Below are 22,747 nucleotides of genomic sequence, written 5' to 3'. Positions count from 1 at the left end.
GGCTTTACGACCGGGCTTCCAGATTACTGCGGGTTAGCAGGTTTACGCGGGCGGCGTCGACGCTGCCCTTCCCCTGCCGGTTTCCCTTCACCGCTGCGCCACGGACTTTCGCCGGCCGGTTTGCTGTCGTTGTTGCGGCGCGGGGGTTTGCCGGATGATTTCGGCGCGCCGCCTTCAGCACGACGCGGCTGCTGACCGCGACCACCGCCGCCCTGACCACGACCGCCGCCCTGGCGACCGTTCTGAATCGGCTCCGCCTTGATGGACGGATCCACTTCGTAGCCCGGGGTTTCGATGCGTGGGATCTCTTTCTTCAGCAGACGTTCGATGTCGCGCAGCAGCTTGTGTTCATCGACACAGACCAGAGAGAGCGCTTCACCGGTTGCCGCCGCGCGGCCGGTACGACCGATACGGTGAACGTAATCTTCCGGGACGTTTGGCAGCTCGTAGTTTACTACGTGCGGCAGCTCTTCAATGTCCAGACCACGCGCGGCGATGTCGGTTGCCACCAGCACGCGGATGTCGCCAGATTTGAAGTCCGCCAGCGCACGGGTACGCGCACCCTGGCTCTTGTTACCGTGGATGGCGGCACTGCGGATACCGTCTTTATTGAGCTGTTCCGCCAGGTGGTTCGCACCGTGCTTGGTGCGGGTAAAGACCAGCACCTGCTGCCAGTTACCCTGGCCGATCATCTGGGAGAGCAGCTCCCGCTTACGCTTTTTATCAACAAAGTGAACGTGCTGCGTCACCTGCTCAGAGGCGGTGTTGCGACGCGCCACTTCCACTTCCAGCGGGTTATGCAGCAGCTTTTCTGCCAGCGCCTTGATCTCGTCGGAGAAGGTGGCAGAGAACAGCAGGTTCTGACGACGCGCAGGCAGCTTGGCCAGCACGCGACGGATGTCGTGGATAAAGCCCATATCCAGCATGCGGTCAGCTTCATCCAGCACCAGAATTTCAATCTGATCGAGCTTCACCGCGTTCTGGTGTTCGAGATCCAGCAGACGGCCCGGCGTTGCCACCAGCACGTCCACGCCGCCGCGCAGCTTCATCATCTGTGGGTTGATGCTGACGCCACCGAAAACGACCAGCGAGCGAATGTTGAGATAGCGGCTGTAGTCACGCACGTTCTCACCAATCTGCGCCGCCAGCTCACGGGTTGGGGTCAGGATCAGCGCACGAACCGGACGACGGCCTTTGGCGTGCGGCTGGTTTTTTACCAGCAGCTCTAACAGCGGCAGCGTAAAGCCCGCGGTTTTACCGGTGCCGGTCTGGGCGCTGGCCATCAGGTCACGCCCCTGAAGAACGGCGGGGATCGCCTGCTGCTGGATGGGGGTTGGCTCAACGTAGCCCTGCTCTGCGATGGCACGCAGAATTTCCGGGTTCAGGCCAAGGGAATCAAAAGACATAAAAACTCCGAACCGCCCCGACCATCACAGGTGTAGTTTTCAGGGAGATATAACGAAAAGGGGAAGGACAAAAACCACAATGTCGCGAAGGGGCGGAGTGTAGCAGCTTTTGTGACGTGGCGCATAAAATATCCCTCCGCGTTCCCTCGACGTTAGCGTGAATCAGGCATAATCTTAATCAATCGATTGATTAATTTTTAATACCGCCATGAATACGACCCCAACGACAACCAAAGGTGAACAGGCCAAAAGCCAGCTGATTGCTGCCGCGCTGGCGCAGTTTGGCGAGTATGGCCTGCACGCGACCACGCGAGATATCGCCGCCCAGGCCGGGCAAAACATTGCGGCGATCACCTACTATTTTGGCTCAAAAGAGGATTTGTACCTCGCCTGCGCCCAGTGGATTGCCGATTTTATCGGCACACATTTTCGTCCGCACGTTGAAGAAGCCAGCGAGCTGTTGAGCCAGCCGACGCCGGATCGTGACGCTATCCGGCGGCTTATCCTGAATGCCTGCCATAATATGATCCGCCTGCTGACGCACGACGATACGCTCAACCTGAGTAAGTTTATCTCCCGCGAGCAGCTCTCCCCTACAACTGCCTATCAGCTGGTACACGATCAGGTCATTGCTCCGATGCATACCCACCTGACCCACCTGATCGCCGCCTATACCGGGCGGGACGCCAGCGATACCGTGACCATTTTGCATACCCATGCCCTGCTGGGTGAAATCCTTGCCTTTCGTCTGGGGCGGGAAACCATCCTGTTACGCACCGGCTGGACACAATTCGATGAGGATAAAGCCGCGCAGATTAGCCAGGTTATCACCTGTCATCTCGATCTGATCCTGCAAGGCTTAACGCAAAGGAGCCTGAAGTCATGAAAAAACCTGTCGCCATCATTCTGGTGGTTGTTGTTTTGCTTGCCGCGGGCGTCGGTGGCTGGCTGTGGTATCAGAGCCATCAGGACCGGGGCCTGACGCTGTACGGTAATGTGGATATTCGTACCGTGAATATGAGCTTCCGCGTGGGTGGCCGTCTCGCCTCGCTGAACGTTGACGAAGGCGATGCCATTAAAAGCGGGCAGACGCTGGGCATGCTGGATAAAGCCCCCTACGAGAACGCCCTGATGCAGGCCAAAGCGGGCGTTTCCGTTGCCCAGGCGCAATATGACCTGATGCTGGCGGGTTATCGTGACGAAGAGATCGCCCAGGCCGCCGCTGCCGTTAAGCAGGCGAAAGCTGCCTACGACTACGCGCAGAATTTCTATAACCGTCAGCAGGGGCTGTGGAAAAGCCGCACCATTTCAGCCAACGATCTGGAGAATGCGCGTTCATCCCGCGACCAGGCGCAGGCGACGCTGAAATCCGCGCAGGATAAATTAAGCCAGTACACCACCGGTAACCGCCCGCAGGACATTGCCCAGGCCAAAGCCAGCCTTGAACAGGCGCAGGCGCAGCTGGCCCAGGCAGAGCTGGATCTGCATGATACAACCCTCATCGGCCCGTCTGACGGTACGCTGATGACCCGTGCCGTGGAGCCGGGCAGCATGCTCAGCGCGGGCAGCACCGTATTAACGCTCTCCCTGACCCGCCCGGTCTGGGTGCGCGCCTACATTGACGAGCCAAATCTCGGCCAGATGCAGCCGGGCCGCGAGCTGCTGCTCTATACCGATGGTCGTCCGGATAAGCCGTATCACGGCAAAGTCGGCTTTGTCTCCCCCACCGCCGAATTCACCCCGAAAACCGTTGAAACGCCGGACCTGCGTACCGACCTGGTGTACCGTCTGCGCATCATCGTCACCGATGCGGACGACGCGCTGCGTCAGGGCATGCCTGTTACCGTAAAAGTGAACAACGGGGAACGACATGAATGACGCGGTTATCCAGCTCAACAATCTGGTCAAACGCTTCGCAGGGATGGACAAACCAGCGGTCGCCCCGCTGAACTGCACCATTCAGAAAGGCTATGTTACCGGCCTGGTCGGCCCGGACGGCGCAGGCAAAACCACGCTGATGCGGATGCTGGCCGGTTTGCTAAAGCCGGATGAAGGCACAGCCAGCGTGCTTGGCCTTGACCCCATCAAAGACGACGGCGCGCTCCACGCCATGCTCGGCTATATGCCGCAGAAGTTTGGTCTGTATGAAGATCTGACGGTGATGGAAAACCTGAACCTGTATGCCGACCTGCGCAGCGTGACCGGCGAAACCCGGCAGAAAACCTTCGCCCGCCTGCTTGAGTTCACCTCCCTCGGCCCGTTCACCGACCGGCTGGCGGGCAAGCTCTCCGGCGGGATGAAGCAAAAGCTGGGGCTGGCCTGTACGCTCGTCGGCGAACCAAAGGTCCTGCTGCTGGACGAGCCCGGCGTCGGCGTGGACCCCATCTCCCGCCGTGAGCTGTGGCAGATGGTGCACGAGCTGGCAGGCGACGGGATGCTGATCCTCTGGAGCACCTCCTACCTCGACGAAGCGGAACAGTGTCGGGACGTGCTGCTGATGAACGAAGGCGAGCTGCTTTATCAGGGCGAGCCAACGACGTTGACGCAGAGCATGGCCGGACGCAGTTTCCTCCTCCACAGCCCGCAGGAGTCCAACCGCAGGCTGCTGCAGAGAGTGCTGAAACTGCCGCAGGTGAGCGACGGGATGATTCAGGGTCGGTCCGTGCGCGTAATCCTCAAAAAGGAGGCCACCGTCGAGGATATTCGCCGCGCGCCTGGCATGCCTGAAATTGAAATGGCAGAGACGGCGCCGCGCTTTGAAGATGCGTTTATCGACCTGCTGGGCGGCGCGGGGACATCGGAATCGCCTCTCGGCGCGATCCTCCACACGGTTGAAGGTACGCCGGGCGAGACGGTGATTGAAGCCAAATCCCTGACCAAAAAGTTCGGCGATTTCGCCGCCACCGATAACGTCAACTTTGCGGTAAAACGCGGCGAGATTTTTGGCCTGCTCGGGCCGAACGGCGCGGGGAAATCCACCACCTTTAAAATGATGTGTGGCCTGCTGGTGCCGACGTCCGGCAAGGCGCTGGTGCTGGATATGGATCTCAAAGTCAGCTCCGGCAAGGCGCGCCAGCATCTGGGCTATATGGCACAGAAATTCTCGTTGTATGGCAACCTGACCGTCGAGCAGAATCTGCGCTTTTTCTCCGGCGTGTACGGCCTGCGCGGGCGCGCGCAGAACGAGAAAATCCGCCGCATGAGCGATGCCTTCGGGTTAACGAATATTGCCTCCCACGCCACCGACGAACTGCCCCTCGGCTTTAAGCAACGCCTCGCGCTGGCCTGCTCGCTGATGCACGAGCCCGATATTCTTTTCCTCGATGAGCCGACCTCCGGGGTGGATCCCCTCACCCGCCGCGAGTTCTGGCTGCATATCAACAGCATGGTGGAGAAAGGGGTGACGGTGATGGTGACCACCCACTTTATGGATGAGGCGGAATACTGCGACCGCATCGGGCTGGTCTATCGCGGCAAGCTGATTGCCCACGGCACCCCGGACGACCTGAAAAACCAGGCCGCCGACGATGCCGTGCCAGACCCGACCATGGAGCAGGCGTTTATCACCCTCATCCACGACTGGGATAAGGAGAATGCCCATGCGCAGTAACGCCCTTTCCTGGCGCCGGGTGCGCGCGTTATGCATAAAAGAGACGCGGCAGATCGTGCGTGACCCGAGTAGCTGGCTGATTGCGGTGGTGATCCCCCTGCTGCTGCTGTTTATCTTTGGCTACGGCATCAACCTCGACTCCAGCAAGCTGCGGGTCGGCATTTTGCTGGAACAGCAGAGCGAAGAGGCGCTGGACTTCACCCACGCCATGACCGGCTCGCCGTACATTGACGCCACCATCAGCGATAACCGGCAGGCGCTGATCCAGAAGATGCAGGCCGGGAAAATTCGCGGGCTGGTGGTCATCCCGGTGGATTTCGCCGCCAATATGGCGCGGGCGAATGCCGACGCGCCGATCCAGGTGATTACCGACGGCAGCGAACCGAACACTGCGAACTTCGTTCAGGGCTACGTGGAGGGGATCTGGCAGCTATGGCAGATGCAGCGTGCCGAAGACCGGGGGGAGACGTTTGAACCGCTCATCGACGTGCAAACACGCTACTGGTTTAACCCTGCCGCTATCAGCCAGCACTTTATCATTCCGGGCGCGGTGACGATTATCATGACGGTGATTGGCGCGATCCTGACCTCGCTGGTGATCGCCCGCGAGTGGGAGCGTGGCACCATGGAGGCGCTGCTCTCCACAGAAGTGACGCGCGTCGAGCTGCTGCTGTGTAAGCTCATCCCCTACTATTTCCTCGGCATGCTGGCGATGCTGCTCTGTATGCTTGTCGCCGTCTTTATCCTCGGCGTGCCGTACCGCGGCTCGCTGGTGGTGCTGTTCTTTATCACCAGCCTGTTTTTACTTAGCACGCTGGGGATGGGGCTGCTCATCTCCACCATCACCCGCAACCAGTTTAACGCCGCGCAGGTGGCGCTCAACGCCGCCTTTTTACCGTCGATCATGCTGTCCGGGTTTATTTTCCAGATAGACAGTATGCCAGCGGTGATCCGCGCCGTGACCTACATCATTCCGGCGCGTTATTTCGTGAGCACGCTGCAAAGCCTGTTCCTGGCGGGGAATATTCCGGTGGTGCTGATTATCAACACGCTGTTTTTAATGGCGTCAGCGGTGATGTTTATCGGATTGACGTGGTTGAAAACCAAACGGCGTCTGGATTAAGGAGCGAACATGTTTCACCGACTATGGACGTTAATACGAAAAGAGCTGCAATCCCTGCTGCGCGAGCCGCAAACCCGCGCCATTCTGGTTTTGCCGGTGCTGATCCAGGTTTTGCTGTTCCCCTTTGCCGCGACGCTTGAGGTGACCAACGCCACCATCGCCATTTACAACGAAGACAACGGTAAACATTCCGTCGAGCTGACGCAGCGCTTTGCCCGTGCAAAAGCGTTTACCCATATCCTGCTGCTGAAAAGCCCGCAGGAAATCCAGCCGACCATCGATACGCAAAAAGCCCTGCTGCTGGTGCGCTTCCCGGCAGATTTTTCCCGTAACCTGGATACCTTCCAGACCGCGCCGATGCAGCTTATCCTCGACGGGCGCAACTCTAACAGCGCCCAGATTGCGGCCAACTATCTGCAGCAGGTGGTGAAGAATTATCAGCAGGAGCTGATGGACGGCAAACCGAAGCCCAACAACAGCGAGCTGGTGGTGCGTAACTGGTACAACCCGAATCTGGACTACAAATGGTTTGTGGTGCCGTCGCTGATCGCCATGATCACCACCATCGGGGTGATGATCGTCACCTCCCTGTCCGTCGCCCGCGAGCGGGAGCAAGGTACGCTGGATCAGCTGCTGGTTTCCCCACTCGCAACCTGGCAAATCTTTGTTGGCAAAGCGGTGCCGGCGCTGATTGTCGCGACATTTCAGGCCACTATCGTGCTGGGCGTGGGAATTTGGGCCTATCAAATCCCGTTTGCCGGTTCGCTGGCGCTGTTTTACTTCACGATGGTGATTTACGGGCTGTCGCTGGTGGGGTTTGGGCTGTTAATTTCGGCGCTGTGCTCGACGCAGCAGCAGGCGTTTATCGGCGTGTTTGTCTTTATGATGCCAGCAATTTTGCTCTCCGGGTACGTTTCCCCTGTCGAGAACATGCCGGTGTGGCTGCAGGACATCACATGGATAAACCCGATACGCCACTTTACGGACATTACCAAGCAGATCTATCTGAAGGATGCGAGTCTGGATATTGTCTGGGGGAGTTTGTGGCCGCTACTGGTCATAGCGGCCACGACGGGATCAGTGGCGTACGCGATGTTTAGACGCAACATTGCGTAGCTTTTTCTCTTTGGTGAGCAATGAGACCACCGCAGGCCCTGCAAGGATTGCGAGACCCGCCAGGGCCAGCAGCAGGTTGTTTTGCAGCACGCGTGACAGCAGCCAAAGCACAATCATCGCGGCACCAAAGTACCAGGTGGTGGTGAGCTCTTCGAGCACATCACCCACCTCGCGCCAGCGCGCTTCATGGTGGCGCTGTAAGAACAGCATCGACAGCACGGTGACGCCATAGAGGACGCATAGCCCCAGGCCAACACGCACCAGCGTGCCGCTCATCCAGCCCATCACCAGTACGGCCACGACCAGTAAATGCAACATTATCTGCCAGCAACTTAACCCCGTTGCGACACGAACACGTTGTTGCCACTTCATGGCTTCTCTCCTGAAGGATTTTTATCTGCTTAATCAGACTACCGCACTTTACGGAAAATTCCGTAACGCCGCATCTTTTTGTGACGCCGACTACACTTTATTTTCATTGGGATAGTCACTCAGGAAGGGGCTTATGACTCAAAAAATGCAGCATTTCTCGCTTAAAGTGCTGACGATAAACATTCATAAAGGCTTCACAGCATTTAATCGCCGCTTCATTTTACCGGAGCTGCGCGACGCGGTTCGCACCGTCAGCGCGGACATTGTCTGTCTGCAGGAGGTGATGGGCGCGCACGAGGTGCATCCCATGCATTTCGAGAACTGGCCCGATACGCCGCACTATGAATTTCTGGCCGACACGATGTGGAGTGATTACGCCTACGGGCGCAACGCGGTCTATCCGGAAGGCCATCACGGGAACGCGGTGCTGTCACGTTTTCCTATCGAACATTATGAGAACCGGGACGTTTCCGTAGGTGAGAGCGAAAAGCGCGGGCTGCTTTACTGCCGCATCACGCCACCGGCACTCACGGTGCCCATTCATGTCGGTTGCGTGCATCTTGGCCTGCGCGAAGTCCACCGTCAGGCGCAGCTACAGATGCTGGCTGACTGGACCAATGCGCTTCCCGACGGTGAACCCGTGGTCGTGGCCGGTGATTTTAACGACTGGCGGCAGCGCGCGAACCATCCTTTGAAGGTCAATGCAGGGCTGGAGGAGATTTTTACCCGGGCCCATGGTCGCCCGGCACGGACGTTCCCGGTGCGCTTTCCCCTGCTGCGCCTGGACCGTATCTACGTGAAAAATGCCCATGCCAGCAGCCCGACGGCGCTGGCCTTACTTAACTGGCGACATCTGTCCGACCATGCCCCGCTCAGCGCGGAGATCCACTTATGAAATGTTCCTGGCAGGAAGGCAACCGGATCTCGCTGCTGGTCAACGGCGACGAGTATTACCCGGCCGTCTTTAAGGCGATTGATAACGCTAAGCAGAGAGTGATCCTCGAAACCTTTATCTGGTTCGAGGACGACGTGGGCAAACAGTTACACAGCGTACTGCTGCGTGCCGCCCGGCGCGGCGTCAAAATTGAAGCGCTGCTGGACGGCTATGGCTCACCGGACCTCAGCGACGGGTTCGTGAATGAACTGACCGCTGCGGGCGTGGTGTTCCGCTACTACGATCCCGGCCCGCGCCTGTTTGGCATGCGTACCAACCTTTTCCGGCGGATGCACCGCAAAATTGTGGTGGTGGATGAGGCGGTGGCGTTTGTAGGCGGCATTAACTACTCCGCTGAACATATGTCCGACTACGGCCCGGAAGCAAAACAGGATTACGCCATTCGCATTGAGGGCCCGGTAGTACAGGACATCGTATTATTCGAACTGGAGAACCTGCCGGGGAAAGAGGCCGTTCGCCGCTGGTGGAAACGCCGCCATCGCCCGGAGGAGAACCGCAAGCCCGGCGAAGCGCAGGCCCTTTTCGTCTGGCGCGACAACGGCGAGCACCGGGACGATATTGAACGCCATTACCTGAAGATGCTCGCCAACGCGAAGCGCGAAGTGATCATTGCTAACGCCTACTTTTTCCCGGGCTATCGCCTGCTGCATGCCATGCGTAATGCGGCCCGGCGCGGCGTACGGGTGAAGCTGATTGTCCAGGGCGAGCCGGATATGCCGATAGTCAAAGTTGGCGCGCGGCTGCTGTATAACTATCTGGTCAAAGGCGGCGTTCAGATCTACGAATATCGCCGTCGACCGCTACATGGCAAAGTCGCGCTGATGGACGATCACTGGGCCACCGTCGGCTCCAGCAACCTGGATCCGCTGAGCTTATCGCTGAATCTCGAAGCTAACCTGATCATCCACGATCGCCAGTTTAATCAGACCCTGCGGGATAATTTGCAGGCCCTGATTGTTAACGACTGTGTGCGCGTGGATGAGTCTATGGTGCCGAAACGCACCTGGTGGAACCTGGGCATCAGCGTAGTGGTGTTCCACTTCCTTCGCCATTTCCCGGCGATGGTCGGCTGGCTGCCAGCGCATACGCCGAAGCTGGCGCAGGTGGACCCGCCGGTACAACCCGAAATGGAAACCCAGGACCGCGTTGAGGCGGAAGATGGAGGCAAACCCTGATGTCGAAATCACATCCGCGCTGGCGGCTGGCGAAAAAAATTCTCACCTGGGTGTTCTTTATTGCGGTCGCCGTGCTGCTGGTAGTGTATGCCCAAAAAGTTGACTGGGAGGAGGTGTGGAAAGTTATCCGCAACTACAACCGGATGGTGCTGCTGGGCGCGACAGGGCTGGTGATCGTGAGCTACCTGATGTACGGCTGCTACGACCTGCTGGGCCGGGCATACTGCGGCCACAAGCTGGCTAAACGCCAGGTGATGCTGGTGTCGTTTATTTGCTACGCCTTCAACCTGACGCTGAGTACCTGGGTCGGGGGGATTGGCATGCGCTATCGCCTCTACTCGCGTCTCGGGCTGCCGGGCGGGACTATAACCCGCATTTTTTCCCTGAGCATCACCACTAACTGGCTGGGCTATATTCTGCTCGGCGGGGTGATTTTCACCATCGGCGTGGTCCAGCTGCCCGCGCACTGGTACATCGATGAAGCCACGCTGCGTATTCTCGGCATCGTGCTGCTGCTGATTATCGCTTTTTATCTGTGGGCCTGCGCGTTTGCTAAACGCCGTCATATGACCCTCAGAGGGCAGAAACTGGTATTGCCGTCGTGGAAGTTTGCCATGCTGCAGATGGCGGTATCCAGCGCTAACTGGATGGCGATGGGAGCAATTATCTGGCTGTTGATTGGCGAGGACGTGAATTACTTCTTCGTGCTGGGCGTGCTGCTGGTGAGCAGTATCGCCGGGGTTATTGTGCATATCCCGGCGGGGATTGGGGTGCTGGAGGCGGTGTTCATTGCGCTTCTGGCCGGAGAGCATGTTTCTCAGGGAGCGATTATTGCCGCCCTGCTCGCCTACCGCATGCTCTATTACTTCCTGCCGCTGGCGCTGGCCACGGTCTGTTATCTGGTGCTGGAGAGTCGGGCGAAGAAACTACGGGCGAAGAATGAGAGGATGTTAGCGAAGTGAATAAGTCGGGTGGCGGCTTCGCCTTACCCGACCTACGGTTCGCGTTTCGTAGGCCGGGTAAGGCGAAGCCGCCACCCGGCAAAACAACCTTAACGACGGTTGCCGAAAATACGCAGCAACATCAGGAACAGGTTGATGAAGTCCAGATAGAGCGTCAGCGCGCCCAGAATCGAGTATTTGCGCAGGTTTGAACTGTCGCGCACGTCGATCTGCTCGCCGATGTTTTTCAGCTTCTGGGTGTCATACGCCGTCAGCCCAACGAAGACCACCACACCAATGTAGGTCACGGCCCACATCAGCGCTTCACTCTTCAGCCACAGGTTCACCAGCGACGCCAGCACAATCCCGATCAGCCCCATAAACAGCATGCTGCCGAAACCGCTCAGGTCACGTTTGGTGGTGTAGCCGTAAAGGCTCATCGCGCCGAACATCCCGCCGGTCACCACAAACGTGCTGGCAATGGAGGAATAGGTGTAGACGATGAAAATACTGGAAAGCGTCAGCCCCGTCAGCGCCGAATAGAGCATAAACAGCGTGGTCGCCATCCCCGCACTGAGCTTTTGCACCAGCCCGGAGAGGACAAACACCAGCGCCAGCTGCGCGATGATCAGCCCAAAGAAGGTGATTTTGCTGGAGAAGATAAACATCATCAGTTCAGGCGTGTTCGCCGCATACCACGCGATAAACGCGGTAAGCAGCAGGCCAACTGTCATCCAGCCGTACACCTGAGCCATATACGTCTGCAGGCCGCTACGGGTCTGCTGTACTATTGAATCGGAACGCGGAAATCGGTCCATGATTCACTCCTGATTAAGATTAAGTAGACACACACGTTAAGATTAACACATCCACGTCAACCGACTACCAACGGCTGGCGGCTTGTTTATCGCTATCGCGGGATTCCACCCAGCGCTCCCCTTCCGGCGTCGCTTCCCGCTTCCAGAACGGCGCTTTGGTTTTGAGGTAATCCATCATGAACTCCCCTGCCGCAAACGCGCTGCCGCGGTGCACGCTGGTCACGCCCACGAAAACAATCTCTTCGCCTGGCCACATCTCGCCGATGCGGTGGATCACCGTGACGCGCCCGAGCGGCCAGCGGCCACGCGCTTCTTCCACAATGGCCGCCAGCGATTTCTCCGTCATGCCCGGGTAGTGCTCCAGCGTCAGCGCCTTCACGCTGTCACCGAGGTTGTGATTGCGTACCTTGCCGGTGAACGTCACGACCGCGCCGTCTTCGTCACGCTCGGCCAGCCAGTCATATTCTGTCCCCACGTTAAAACGCGCCGGGCTCACCAGAATTCGGGTCTCAGCCATCTTAACCCCCTGTGACCGGCGGAAAAAAGGCCACTTCATCCCCTGCGGTTAGTGGATGGCTGAACTCAACCAGCGTCTGGTTCACGGCGGCCAGCAGCTTACTTTGGTCCAGCGCCAGCGCCCAGCGTTCGCCCTGTGCGGCCAGATGCGCACGCAGGGCGGCGACATTTTCAAAAGAGCCCTCCAGCGTCAGGCTGTCGGTATTCACCAGCTCGCGCACCTGGGCAAAAAAGAGCACCTTAATCATGGCTGTCCACCTTAAAATCACCGGATTTGCCGCCGCTTTTTGCCAGCAGGCGAACCGGGCCAATCACCATATCTTTCTGCACCGCTTTACACATGTCGTAGATGGTCAGCGCGGCAACGGAGGCTGCCGTCAGGGCTTCCATCTCAACGCCGGTCTTCCCGGTTAAGCGGCACAGGGACTCAATGCGCACCCGATTATGCTCCGGCTGCGCCTGCAGGTTCACTTCCACCTTGCTAAGCATCAGCGGATGGCAAAGGGGAATGAGGTCCCAGGTGCGCTTGGCGGCCTGAATACCGGCGATGCGGGCGGTGGCAAAGACGTCACCCTTGTGGTGGCTGCCGTCGATAATCATCGCCAGCGTTTCCGGCAGCATGGTAACGAACGCTTCCGCGCGCGCCTCGCGCACCGTTTCCGCTTTGGCGGAGACATCCACCATATGCGCTTCGCCGGCGGCGTTAATGTGGGTCAGTTGTGACATAGCTTATTTCTTTAAATGGGGATGGAAATTACACGGACGGGTACGGGCATCCAGCTGCGGGGCGATGATGTTTTCCCACGCGGTGCGGCAGGCTTTGGTCGAGCCCGGCATGGCGAAAATCAGGGTGTTGTTGGCCACCCCGGCGACGGCGCGCGACTGCAGCGTGGAGGTACCAATCTCCTCAAAGGAGAGCATGCGGAATACTTCGCCGAAGCCTTCCACTTCGCGGTCAAACAGTGGGATCAGCGCTTCAGGCGCCTGATCGCCTGCGGTAAAACCGGTGCCGCCGGTGATCAATACCACCTGCACTTCATCGCTGGCAATCCACTGCGAAACCTGCGCGCGAATGGCGTAGCGGTTCTCTTTCACAATCGCTTTATCGACGATGTGATGCCCCGCATCATGGGCCGCCTCGCGCAGCCAGTGGCCGGACGTATCATCCTCTTCGCCACGGCGGTTGGAAACGGTAAGAATAGCAATGCGTGTCGGGATAAATTCTGCGCTTACCTGACTCATCTTCTGATTCCTTCTTAAGCCTGATCACCCGCCAATATAAGACAGGTTCTGAGTAATGCCGGTGTTGCCCTGATGCAGGAAGTGGGTCTGTTTTTTGTGCGTCAGCGCTTCAGAAATGCGCGCTTCAAGCGCTTCCTGTTGAGCATCGTCTTCCAGCAGATCGCGCAGATCTACGCCGCCGTCGCCGAAGAGGCAGAGATGGAGCTTGCCCACGGAGGAGACGCGCAGACGGTTACAGCTGGCGCAGAAGTCTTTCTCATAGGGCATGATAAGGCCAATCTCACCCTTGTAATCCGGGTGGCAGAAGACCTGCGCCGGGCCGTCGCTGCGCTGGCGGATCTGGTGGATCCAGCCGCGTTTGAGCAGCTCGTCGCGCAACACCATGCCGGAAATGTGATGGCGGCGGAACAGGTCACTGCCCTCACCGGTTTCCATCAGCTCGATAAAACGCAGCTGGATTGGGCGAGATTTTATCCACGCCAGGAAGGTATCGAGCTGATGATGGTTCACATCACGCATCAGCACCGTATTGACTTTGACTTTCTCGAACCCGGCCGCAAATGCCGCGTCGATGCCGTCCATCACCTGGCGGAACTTGTCCTGGCCGGTAATGGCGTGAAACTGGCGGGCATCGAGGCTGTCCACGCTGACGTTGATGGCGGTTAAGCCCGCGTCGCGCCAGGTCGCCACATCACGCGCCATCCGGTAACCGTTGGTGGTCACCGCAATCTGGCGGATATGTTCGTTTTCACGCACGGCGGCAATGATGTCGGGGAAATCACGGCGCAGAGAAGGTTCGCCTCCGGTCAGCCTGACCTTTTCGGTGCCAAGCCCGGAGAACGCGCGCGTAACGCGGCGCACCTCATCCACGGAGAGAAAGCCGTTATTGGTGACGCTGCCCGGTTTGTAACCGTCGGGCAGGCAGTAGGTGCAACGGAAGTTGCACACATCGGTAATCGACAGACGTAAGTAATAAAACTTACGCGCGAAAGCATCAGTCAGTTGTGAAGCCATGTACACCTTTCCAGATACGGGAGGCACAGTCATTTCTTTCTGTACCCTGGTGGCAGATCCGCCACGGCCAGAGCGCCATATCTTTCGACACAGGCACAAAGGCTAGAGTGTATGTTTTCAAATTCGAAAACGTGGTTATGGCGATAGTAGCGCGGAAATTCTCACTTCGCCATCATCGCCTTTCGCTATATAATTATGTATATAGCGACTCAATCGTGCATTTTCGCTACAGAATACCTAAAAACCCGCTTTTCGCATTGATATACGTCATTTTGCTTCGTATGAGGCATCGTCTTTTAGGGGTAGTTCAGGTAGTGTTACGCAGATCAAACGTGATAAGGAACGGGTATGCGTAATCGCACTTTTGCGGATCTTGACCGAGTGGTCGCTCTTGGCGGAGGCCACGGTCTGGGCCGGGTGATGTCCTCTTTGTCGTCACTGGGCTCAAGGCTGACAGGGATAGTGACAACCACCGATAATGGCGGCTCAACCGGGCGGATAAGACGTGCCGAAGGCGGCATCGCCTGGGGGGATATGCGCAACTGTCTCAACCAGCTGATTACCGAACCGAGCGTCGCATCTGCGATGTTTGAGTACCGTTTTGGCGGCAACGGGGAACTTTCCGGGCATAACCTTGGAAATTTAATGCTTAAGGCGCTGGATCACCTGAGCGTGCGCCCGCTTGAAGCCATCAATTTGATACGAAATTTGCTGAAAGTGGATGCGTTCCTGATCCCGATGTCAGAACAGCCGGTGGATTTAATGGCCATTGATGCTGACGATCACGAAGTGTACGGCGAAGTGAATATCGACCAGCTTCTGCTGCCGCCCAAAGAGCTGATGACCTACCCGAGCGTACCGGCGACGCGTGAAGCCGTCGAAGCGATTGGCGAAGCGGATTTAATCCTGATTGGCCCGGGCAGTTTTTATACCAGCCTGATGCCGATCCTGCTGGTAAAAGAGCTGGCGCAGGCGCTGCGTCGCACCCCTGCTCCGATGGTTTACATCGGTAATCTGGGGCGTGAGCTGAGCCCGGCGGCGGCAAGCCTGTCGCTGGCAGACAAACTGAGCCTGATGGAGCAGTACGTCGGCAAGAAAATCATCGACGGCGTGGTGGTTGGGCCGAAGGTGGATGTCTCCGGTATCGGCGAGCGGGTGGTGATTCAGGAGCCGCTGGAGGCCAGCGATATTAAATACCGCCACGACCGCCATCTACTGCGCGAAGCGCTGGAGAAGGCGATTCAGGCGCTGGGTTAGGTTCGTTTTATGCGGCCTCTTGCCCTCACCCCGGCCCTCTCCCACAGGGAGAGGGAGAAAACACATCACCGACTCACGATGCCGCGATAAACAAATCCCGCAGCTGATGAAGCTGATCGCGGATCTGTGCCGCCTCTTCGAACTCCAGGTTCTGGGCGTGCTGCATCATCTGCGCCTCCAGCTCGTGGATCTTCTGCTGCAGCGCTTTCGGCGTCAGTACGACGGTATCTTCTTCCACCACGGAACGCGCCTTGCCGCGGCCTTTCGCTTTGGTCTTCGCAATGTTCTGACCGAGCGCCAGAATATCCACCACTTTCTTGTTCAGCCCCTGCGGAGTAATGCCGTGCTCTTCGTTATAGCGCTGCTGTTTCTCACGGCGGCGTTCCGTTTCGCCAATCGCTTTCGCCATCGACGGGGTAATTTTATCGCCGTAGAGAATCGCTTTGCCATTGACGTTACGCGCGGCGCGGCCAATGGTCTGGATCAGCGAGCGCTCGGAACGCAGGAAGCCCTCTTTATCCGCGTCCAGAATCGCCACCAGCGAGACTTCCGGCATATCCAGCCCCTCTCGCAACAGGTTGATCCCTACCAACACGTCAAACTCACCCAGACGCAGATCGCGGATGATCTCCATACGCTCCACGGTATCGATATCCGAGTGCAGATAACGCACCTTCTCGCCGTGCTCTTCCAGATACTCCGTCAGATCTTCCGCCATACGCTTGGTGAGCGTCGTTACCAGCACACGCTCGTTGATGGCGGCACGCTTGCGGATCTCAGAGAGCAGATCGTCCACCTGGGTCGCCACCGGACGCACTTCGATAATCGGATCCAGCAGCCCGGTCGGACGAACCACCTGATCAATCACCTCATCGCCCGATTTCTCCAGCTCGTAGTTGCCCGGCGTGGCCGACACGTAGATAGTCTGCGGCGCCAGCGCCTCAAACTCTTCAAACTTCATCGGCCGGTTATCCAGTGCCGACGGCAGACGGAACCCGTACTCCACCAGCGTCTCTTTACGCGCGCGGTCACCGCGGTACATCCCGCCAATCTGCGGAATGGTGACGTGGGATTCGTCTATCACCAGCAAGCCGTCGGCCGGAAGGTAGTCAAACAGCGTCGGCGGCGGCTCACCCGGCCCACGACCGGAGAGGAAACGGGAGTAGTTTTCAATACCGGAGCAGTAGCCGAGCTCGTTCATCATCTCCAGATCGAACTGGGTTCGCTGGCTCAGGCGCTGCTCTTCCAGCAGCTTATTGTTCGCCAGAAGCACCTTACGGCGTTCAGCCAGCTCCACTTTGATCTCTTCCATCGCCTGCACGATACGCTCGCGCGGCGTCACGTAGTGCGTTTTAGGGTAGATGGTAAAACGCTGGATCACCGACTCAACGTGACCGGTTAGCGGGTCAAACAACGATAAACGTTCAACCTCTTCATCAAACAGCTCAACGCGCAGCGCCATATCGTCCGATTCCGCCGGGAAGATGTCGATCACCTCCCCGCGCACGCGGAACGTTCCGCGCTGAAATGCCTGGTCGTTACGGGTGTACTGCAACTCCGCCAGACGGCGCAAAATCGCACGCTGATCGATGATCATCCCCTGCGTCAGGTGGAGCATCATCTTCAGATAGAGGTCCGGGTCGCCCAGGCCGTAAATCGCCGAAACCGACGCCACCACAACCACATCGCGACGCTCTAGAAGCGCCTTGGTCGCCGACAGTCGCATCTGCTCGATGTGTTCGTTCACTGAGGCATCTTTCTCGATGAAGGTGTCAGAGCTCGGCACATAGGCTTCCGGCTGGTAGTAATCGTAGTAGGAGACGAAATACTCAACGGCGTTCTCCGGGAAGAACTCTTTCATCTCGCCGTAAAGCTGTGCCGCGAGGGTTTTGTTGGGGGCAAGCACCATCGTAGGGCGCTGCAGATCCGCGATCACGTTGGCGATGGTGAACGTTTTACCGGAACCGGTTACCCCCAGCAGCGTCTGGTGCGCAAGCCCATCTTCCAGCCCCTCTTCCAGACGACGGATCGCCTCAGGCTGATCGCCAGATGGACGGAAAGCAGAATTCAGTTTGAACGGTTTACTCATGGGCGACGACCTGATGACGTTATAAGCGGCAGGTGAGTAATTTTACTCGTTGTTGCCAGGAATGCCAGTAAAAAACACTGGATGAAAAACCAGTAGCATGTCAGGATATTTAGCATAGCGGCTTAAGGATTAGCGCGTTAATGGATAAAATTTCGACTCTGACGAGATAAAAAACCAGTCAACGTGGGTTATCCCCAGAACTTTTTCTTTTTTAACATTTGTCAAGCCAGGTAATGAGAGTTTTATGGCAGCGCGTGACACTTTCATTACGGTAATTGCTTTTATCTAAGCAATTAAATTTTAAACGATATTTTCTAAAGCCGCGTTTCGCGTCAATTTGGGCGAAAGCCGCGTCTTCTCTCGCTTATCGCGTGTTTTCTAACTCTAATGCACATGGTTATCCACAGGAATAGTGGATAACTGCTTCCAGCCCATGCAGACTGCCGCTCGGCAAATTCCCGGATTTTCCCACGAGACGGCAACAAAAAATTTTTATCGCTATTTTTTGTCGATAAACAGTTGCGTCATTCATAACCACCTGATGGGATCTTGCTCACATTTCCGCCATTTTACCCTGCACCACGACTCAACACCGCCAGCACCGTCGATGTGCAATTCCGGGTTTCCTTACCCCACTTAGTGGTGGAACATTCTTAAAAAAGCCGCTTTTTTAATCACTTCACGGTTTCTGGCAGGGGTTTTGCACAATCAAAAACCGAGCGTCACCGACACATTTTTAAGGAGAGAAAGATGTTGAGTCTGCGTGCAGTGAATCAGTTTTACGGAAGCCAACATACGCTATGGAACGTGGATTTAGATTTTCCGCAAGGGATGTGTACCGGCGTTGTTGGCCTGCCAGGGATGGGAAAAACCACCCTAATGAATTGCATCGCCGGGAAAGTGCCCGTGGATAGCGGCACCATCATCTGGCATGAAGCGGGTGCGCCGCCGCGTGATTTACTCAGCCAGACGGCCGAACAACGTTCCGGACCGGGGATTGGCTATGTCCCGCAGGACAGGCGGATTTTTTCTCAGCTGACGATTGAGGAAAATTTGCACATTGCCATGCGGGCGATGGATAAATCCGACCCGGCAGCGAAAAGTGAAGTGTACGAGCTCTTTCCCGAACTTTACGCGCTGCGTCAGACGCGAGGCAACGCCCTTTCGCCAGAGGCGCAGTATCAGCTTGCTCTGGCAAATGCGCTGGTCAATCGCCCGCGTATGTTGATTCTGGATGAACCTATGCACGGTGCCGGCCAGGGCTTTGCCCATAAGCTTGCACAACTGCTGGTACGGCTAAACCGGGAGCTTGGGATGACGGTGCTGCTAGCAGAACAGCAGCTGTCGTTTATCCGCCGGGTTGCGGATCGGTTTTGCATGCTCTACCGCGGACGTAACGTGGCACAGGGCCACGTTAACGAACTCAACGATGAGCTTATTGCCCACTGGATGTCGCTGGAAGCAAGACGCTGAGGTCAAGATACTGACCGGTTTCGGCCTGTTCGGCATCGTCTGCAAGCCAGGGGATCTCCCCCAGGAATGGCGCGGGGAGCACCCGTTTGAGGGTCATCAGATACTCATGGTGTCGCTTGCCCGGCGTGACCACGTCGTTGGCTATCCAGCCCGCGAGACGCAGCCCTGCCTGCTGAACGGCCTGTGCCGTCAACATGGCGTGGTTAATACACCCGAGCTTGACGCCGACAACGAGTATGACCGGCAGTTGCTCGGCCTGCACCCAGTCAGCAAACGTCTGGTCCTGAGAGAGCGGCGTAAACCACCCGCCTGCACCTTCCACCAGCACCCAGTCGGCCTGGCTTTCCAGGGTTCGTAACCCGGCAGAGAGCACGGCAAAATCAATCGGACGGCCTTCATCGGCGCTGATAATGTGCGGCGAGGTCGGCTCGGCAAAGGTATACGGGTTCACCGCTGAATAGGCGAGTTCGAGCGTGCTGTTACGCTGAAGCGCCAGCGCGTCGGTGTTACGTAACCCCTCCGCCGTCATCTCGCTGCCGGAAGCCACAGGCTTATACCCGGCGGTGTTTTTCCAAAGCTTTCGCGCCGCCTGCAAAAGGGCAGCGCTGGCAACCGTCTTGCCCACTTCCGTATCCGTCCCGGTGACAAAATAACGTTCAGTCACGTTCAATAATCCCATGAAAAAGTTGATAAGAGAGCGGGAACTGGCCCCGCTGCTGCGGCCAGGCCAGCTCAAGGCGCTGCAGCTGGCCCCGGGTCAGCGGTTTTTTCTCGCGCCCGGCATGCAGATGCGTGGCGCCAATGCCCTTCAGCGAGCGCATCGCGCTTAAAGCATCGCTAAAATCGAGAGTGATGGTCTGCACCGTACTGCGATAGCGCCAGCCTGCCAGGGCCTGCGTAACCTGCTCATATGACAAAAAGCGGTTGGCGTGCGGCTGTTCATCCACCGCCTGCCAGGCCTGATTGAGCTCCGGTAACGAGCTTTCCAGTAGCGTGGTAAACGCCACCTTGCCGCCCGGGCAGGCGACGCGATAAAGCTCGCTCAACGCCTGCGCCAGGCTGCTGCACCACTGCACCGCCAGATGGCTCCAGACCAGATCGAATTGCGCGTCCGCCAGCGGAATCGCCTCGATGTCCGCCACCAGATAACGATGCGCAGCCTGCTGCTGGCGCGCCTCATCCAGCATAGCGGGAGACAGGTCGATGGCCGTCACGTGACTTCCCGCCTCGCGCCAGAGTCGGCTATTCCCGCCGGGGCCGCACCCGGCGTCAAGCACCTGGGTAAAGCGCCTCTCGCCGAGCAACGTCATCAGCCCCTGTGCGCTCTGGCGCTGCAGTTCATCGTGCTGTGAATAGCTGCGCGCGGCCCGGCCGAACGCCGCCGCAATGGCCTGCTTATTGACTGGCAACATGCAGCGCCTCCAGCAGTGCAGCAATATCCTCGGTCTCGTGCGCCGCCGTCAGCGTGAGCCGCAGACGCGCCGTGCCCGGCGGTACGGTGGGTGGACGAATAGCCGTGACCCACATCTCCCGATCGCGCAGCGTTTGTGCCAGGGAGAGCGCCTGCGCGTTTTCCCCTACGATCACCGGCTGGATGGCACTTTGTGAATCAGTACTGCGGAAAGGAAGCGCCGCCAGTCCCTGACGGAAGCGGCAGATATGCTCTGCCAGCCGCTGGCGACGTTCCTCCCCTTCTGCGCTACGAATGACGGCCAGGGACGCAGACAACGCCACGGCCTGCGCCGGTGGCATGCTGGTGCTGTAGATCAGGTGCCGGGCAAACTGCAGCAGATAGTCTGCAACGGACTCGCTGCACAGTACGGCGGCGCCACTCACACCAAAACCTTTGCCGAAAGTGACTATCAGCAGCTCCGGTCTGACGCCTTGCTGGTGAACACTTCCCCGCCCTTCATCACCCGTCACGCCGATACCGTGGGCATCGTCGACCAGCAGCCAGGCATGTTGCTGTCTGGCAGCCTCGTGCAGTACGGCAAGCGGTGCGCTGTCGCCGTCCATGCTGAATACCCCTTCCGTGACCACCAGCTGTTGCCCCTCGCACGGTTTATCCAGCAGCGCAGCGAGTTGCCCCGCATCGTTATGGGCAAAGCGGCGCAGCTGAGCCGGACTCAAACTTGCCGCTTCCAGCAGCGAGGCATGGCTTAAGCGGTCGGCGACAATGCGGTCGTCCTTCCCCATCAGGGCGGTAATCACCGCCTGATTGGCGGCAAAACCCGAAATAAACAACAGCGCGCGCGGGTAGTCCAGCCAGTCGGCAAGCGCCTCCTCCAGCGCCTGATGTGCCGGGGTGTAGCCGCTAACGTGCCCCGATCCACCGCTGCCCACGCCAAACCGCTCTGCCCCCTGCTGCCAGGCGCGAACGATAGCCGGATGCTGGCTAAGACCGAGATAATCGTTACTGGAGAAGTTACGGTAACGCAGACTGTCGCGGGTCAGAAAACGGCCTGCGCCGTTTTCGACCACCTTGCGTACGCGAAACGCATCAGTCGCCCGACGCTCGTCGAGCGCCGACTGGATACGTGCCTGCCAGGTCATACTGCTGCCGCGTTGTAGAACTGGTCGGTGTCGGCATTGAAAATCTGCTGCTCCAGCTGCTGCTGTTGCTCGTTATCGCCCGTCAGCACCTCGGTCTGATGCGGGTTCAGCCCCAGCTTGCGGAACAGCTGAACGTCTTTGTCTTCCTCCGGGTTCGGCGTGGTCAGCAGCTTGCAGCCGTAGAAGATGGAGTTGGCCCCGGCCATAAAGCACATTGCCTGGGTCTGCTCGTTCATCTGCTCACGGCCCGCAGAAAGGCGTACATAAGAGGTCGGCATCATGATGCGCGCCACCGCGATAGTGCGAATAAAATCAAACGCGTCCACGTCTTCGTTATCCGCCAGCGGCGTGCCTTTGACCTTCACCAGCATGTTAATCGGGACGCTTTCCGGCGGCGTTGGCAGGTTCGCCAGCTGCAGCAGCAGACCCGCACGATCTTTCACCGTTTCACCTAAGCCCACAATACCGCCGGAACAGACTTTGATCCCCGCGTCACGCACTTTGTCCAGCGTATCCAGACGCTCCTGATAGGTGCGCGTGGTGATGATGTTGCCGTAAAACTCCGGCGAGGTATCGAGGTTATGGTTGTAGTAATCCAGTCCTGCCGCCGAGAGGCGCTGCGCCTGTTCTTCGTTCAGCGTTCCGAGCGTCATACAGGCTTCGAGGCCCATCTCCTTCACCCCTTTCACCATCTGCTCCAGATACGGCATATCGCGATCGTGCGGGTTCTTCCACGCCGCCCCCATGCAGAAGCGGGTCGAGCCGGCGTTTTTCGCCTTACGCGCGGAATCGAGCACCTGCTCTACTTCCATCAGGCGTTCGGATTCAAGACCGGTTTTATAGCGTGCGCTCTGTGGGCAATATTTGCAGTCTTCAGGACAGGCGCCGGTCTTGATCGACAGCAGCGTGCTGACCTGAACATGGCGCGGATCGAAGTGCTGACGATGCACCTGTTGGGCTTCAAACATCAGCTCAAGGAAAGGTTTATTGAATAATTCAGTAACTTGCGACATCGTCCAGCGTGCGTGGTGAGCCATCGGGCTTCTCCAAAGGGTTTTGTTAATTTTCGGTTCGGTTTATACTCGTA

At 58.0% G+C, this 22,747-nt stretch carries 23 protein-coding genes and 1 riboswitch; of the genes, 10 read left to right on the top strand and 13 right to left on the bottom strand.

Annotated elements, in window-relative coordinates:
- Window positions 1-23: 23 nt before the first annotated feature.
- Window positions 24-1,406 carry an ATP-dependent RNA helicase RhlE gene (gene rhlE / locus L3068_RS06670; protein ID WP_023332460.1) on the bottom strand — a complete coding sequence of 461 codons (1,383 nt, stop codon included), beginning with the start codon at window positions 1,404-1,406 and terminating at the stop codon, window positions 24-26.
- Window positions 1,407-1,614: 208 nt separating this feature from the next.
- On the opposite strand from rhlE, the gene cecR reads away from it, so the two are divergent.
- From cecR to L3068_RS06645, 5 genes are read left to right on the top strand one after another with little or no spacing between them, the layout of a single operon-like run.
- Complete coding sequence (cecR, locus tag L3068_RS06665; protein ID WP_014883093.1) at window positions 1,615-2,292, top strand: transcriptional regulator CecR; 678 nt, start codon at window positions 1,615-1,617, stop codon at window positions 2,290-2,292.
- Window positions 2,289-3,284 (top strand): secretion protein HlyD, encoded by a 996-nt coding sequence (gene hlyD, locus L3068_RS06660; RefSeq protein WP_236904782.1) that lies wholly within the window; start codon window positions 2,289-2,291, stop codon window positions 3,282-3,284. Before cecR ends, hlyD begins: the two co-directional genes overlap by 4 nt.
- Window positions 3,277-5,016 carry an ATP-binding cassette domain-containing protein gene (locus L3068_RS06655; protein WP_023336950.1) on the top strand — a complete coding sequence of 580 codons (1,740 nt, stop codon included), beginning with the start codon at window positions 3,277-3,279 and terminating at the stop codon, window positions 5,014-5,016. Before hlyD ends, L3068_RS06655 begins: the two co-directional genes overlap by 8 nt.
- On the top strand, window positions 5,006-6,139 hold the full coding sequence (locus L3068_RS06650) for an ABC transporter permease (RefSeq protein WP_023332456.1): 1,134 nt from the start codon (window positions 5,006-5,008) through the stop codon (window positions 6,137-6,139). The genes L3068_RS06655 and L3068_RS06650 overlap by 11 nt, the downstream gene beginning before the upstream one ends.
- Window positions 6,140-6,148: 9 nt before the next feature.
- The gene (locus L3068_RS06645; RefSeq protein ID WP_023332455.1) at window positions 6,149-7,255 is read left to right on the top strand and encodes an ABC transporter permease; all 1,107 of its coding nucleotides are present in this window, start codon (window positions 6,149-6,151) and stop codon (window positions 7,253-7,255) included.
- On the opposite strand, the gene L3068_RS06640 is transcribed toward L3068_RS06645, so the two are convergent.
- Window positions 7,217-7,627, bottom strand: a complete 411-nt coding sequence (locus tag L3068_RS06640; protein ID WP_014883088.1) for a YbhQ family protein — start codon at window positions 7,625-7,627, stop codon at window positions 7,217-7,219. The genes L3068_RS06645 and L3068_RS06640 overlap by 39 nt on opposite strands.
- 133 nt (window positions 7,628-7,760) lie before the next feature.
- On the opposite strand from L3068_RS06640, the gene L3068_RS06635 reads away from it, so the two are divergent.
- From L3068_RS06635 to L3068_RS06625, 3 genes are read left to right on the top strand one after another with little or no spacing between them, the layout of a single operon-like run.
- Window positions 7,761-8,522, top strand: coding sequence for an endonuclease/exonuclease/phosphatase family protein (locus L3068_RS06635; RefSeq protein WP_045268578.1), 762 nt, complete (start codon window positions 7,761-7,763; stop codon window positions 8,520-8,522).
- Window positions 8,519-9,757 (top strand): cardiolipin synthase ClsB, encoded by a 1,239-nt coding sequence (gene clsB, locus L3068_RS06630; protein WP_023332453.1) that lies wholly within the window; start codon window positions 8,519-8,521, stop codon window positions 9,755-9,757. Before L3068_RS06635 ends, clsB begins: the two co-directional genes overlap by 4 nt.
- Window positions 9,757-10,719 (top strand): lysylphosphatidylglycerol synthase transmembrane domain-containing protein, encoded by a 963-nt coding sequence (locus L3068_RS06625; RefSeq protein ID WP_014883085.1) that lies wholly within the window; start codon window positions 9,757-9,759, stop codon window positions 10,717-10,719. Before clsB ends, L3068_RS06625 begins: the two co-directional genes overlap by 1 nt.
- A gap of 89 nt (window positions 10,720-10,808) precedes the next feature.
- Here the strand turns inward: L3068_RS06625 and L3068_RS06620 are convergent, their stop codons facing one another.
- The 6 genes from L3068_RS06620 to moaA form a co-directional block, all read right to left on the bottom strand.
- Entirely contained in the window at window positions 10,809-11,516 is a 708-nt protein-coding gene (locus tag L3068_RS06620) for a Bax inhibitor-1/YccA family protein (protein ID WP_014883084.1), read from the bottom strand.
- A gap of 64 nt (window positions 11,517-11,580) precedes the next feature.
- Complete coding sequence (gene moaE, locus L3068_RS06615) at window positions 11,581-12,033, bottom strand: molybdopterin synthase catalytic subunit MoaE (protein WP_117580614.1); 453 nt, start codon at window positions 12,031-12,033, stop codon at window positions 11,581-11,583.
- Window position 12,034: 1 nt separating this feature from the next.
- A complete protein-coding gene (moaD, locus tag L3068_RS06610) occupies window positions 12,035-12,280 on the bottom strand; it encodes a molybdopterin synthase sulfur carrier subunit (RefSeq protein ID WP_045269735.1) in 246 nt (81 codons plus the stop codon).
- On the bottom strand, window positions 12,273-12,758 hold the full coding sequence (gene moaC, locus L3068_RS06605; RefSeq protein ID WP_008501142.1) for a cyclic pyranopterin monophosphate synthase MoaC: 486 nt from the start codon (window positions 12,756-12,758) through the stop codon (window positions 12,273-12,275). Before moaC ends, moaD begins: the two co-directional genes overlap by 8 nt.
- Window positions 12,759-12,761: 3 nt before the next feature.
- Window positions 12,762-13,274, bottom strand: a complete 513-nt coding sequence (moaB, locus tag L3068_RS06600) for a molybdenum cofactor biosynthesis protein B (protein WP_032637144.1) — start codon at window positions 13,272-13,274, stop codon at window positions 12,762-12,764.
- 24 nt (window positions 13,275-13,298) lie between these two features.
- Window positions 13,299-14,288: a GTP 3',8-cyclase MoaA gene (gene moaA / locus L3068_RS06595; protein ID WP_117580616.1), complete on the bottom strand. Its 990-nt coding sequence runs from the start codon at window positions 14,286-14,288 to the stop codon at window positions 13,299-13,301.
- Window positions 14,276-14,410, bottom strand: a riboswitch (molybdenum cofactor riboswitch). It overlaps the preceding gene by 13 nt.
- Before the next feature lie 226 nt (window positions 14,411-14,636).
- Between moaA and yvcK the strand changes: the two genes are divergently transcribed.
- On the top strand, window positions 14,637-15,545 hold the full coding sequence (yvcK, locus tag L3068_RS06590) for a uridine diphosphate-N-acetylglucosamine-binding protein YvcK (RefSeq protein ID WP_014883078.1): 909 nt from the start codon (window positions 14,637-14,639) through the stop codon (window positions 15,543-15,545).
- Between the two features lie 73 nt (window positions 15,546-15,618).
- On the opposite strand, the gene uvrB is transcribed toward yvcK, so the two are convergent.
- A complete protein-coding gene (uvrB, locus tag L3068_RS06585) occupies window positions 15,619-17,634 on the bottom strand; it encodes an excinuclease ABC subunit UvrB (protein WP_014883077.1) in 2,016 nt (671 codons plus the stop codon).
- A 750-nt stretch (window positions 17,635-18,384) separates the two neighbouring features.
- On the opposite strand from uvrB, the gene L3068_RS06580 reads away from it, so the two are divergent.
- Window positions 18,385-19,107, top strand: a complete 723-nt coding sequence (locus L3068_RS06580) for an ABC transporter ATP-binding protein (RefSeq protein WP_023332449.1) — start codon at window positions 18,385-18,387, stop codon at window positions 19,105-19,107.
- Here L3068_RS06580 and bioD read toward each other — a convergent pair.
- From bioD to bioB, 4 genes are read right to left on the bottom strand one after another with little or no spacing between them, the layout of a single operon-like run.
- A complete protein-coding gene (gene bioD, locus L3068_RS06575) occupies window positions 19,070-19,771 on the bottom strand; it encodes a dethiobiotin synthase (protein ID WP_117580618.1) in 702 nt (233 codons plus the stop codon). The genes L3068_RS06580 and bioD overlap by 38 nt on opposite strands.
- Window positions 19,764-20,519, bottom strand: coding sequence for a malonyl-ACP O-methyltransferase BioC (bioC, locus tag L3068_RS06570; protein ID WP_117580620.1), 756 nt, complete (start codon window positions 20,517-20,519; stop codon window positions 19,764-19,766). Before bioC ends, bioD begins: the two co-directional genes overlap by 8 nt.
- Window positions 20,503-21,660 (bottom strand): 8-amino-7-oxononanoate synthase, encoded by a 1,158-nt coding sequence (gene bioF / locus L3068_RS06565; RefSeq protein ID WP_117580622.1) that lies wholly within the window; start codon window positions 21,658-21,660, stop codon window positions 20,503-20,505. Before bioF ends, bioC begins: the two co-directional genes overlap by 17 nt.
- On the bottom strand, window positions 21,657-22,697 hold the full coding sequence (gene bioB, locus L3068_RS06560; protein WP_008501133.1) for a biotin synthase BioB: 1,041 nt from the start codon (window positions 22,695-22,697) through the stop codon (window positions 21,657-21,659). The genes bioF and bioB overlap by 4 nt, the downstream gene beginning before the upstream one ends.
- Window positions 22,698-22,747 lie beyond the last annotated feature (50 nt).

The sequence above is a fragment of the Enterobacter cloacae complex sp. ECL414 genome (assembly GCF_021869685.1).
In the GTDB taxonomy this organism is placed as follows: domain Bacteria; phylum Pseudomonadota; class Gammaproteobacteria; order Enterobacterales; family Enterobacteriaceae; genus Enterobacter; species Enterobacter kobei.
This window is presented reverse-complemented; position numbering and strand designations above follow the sequence as displayed.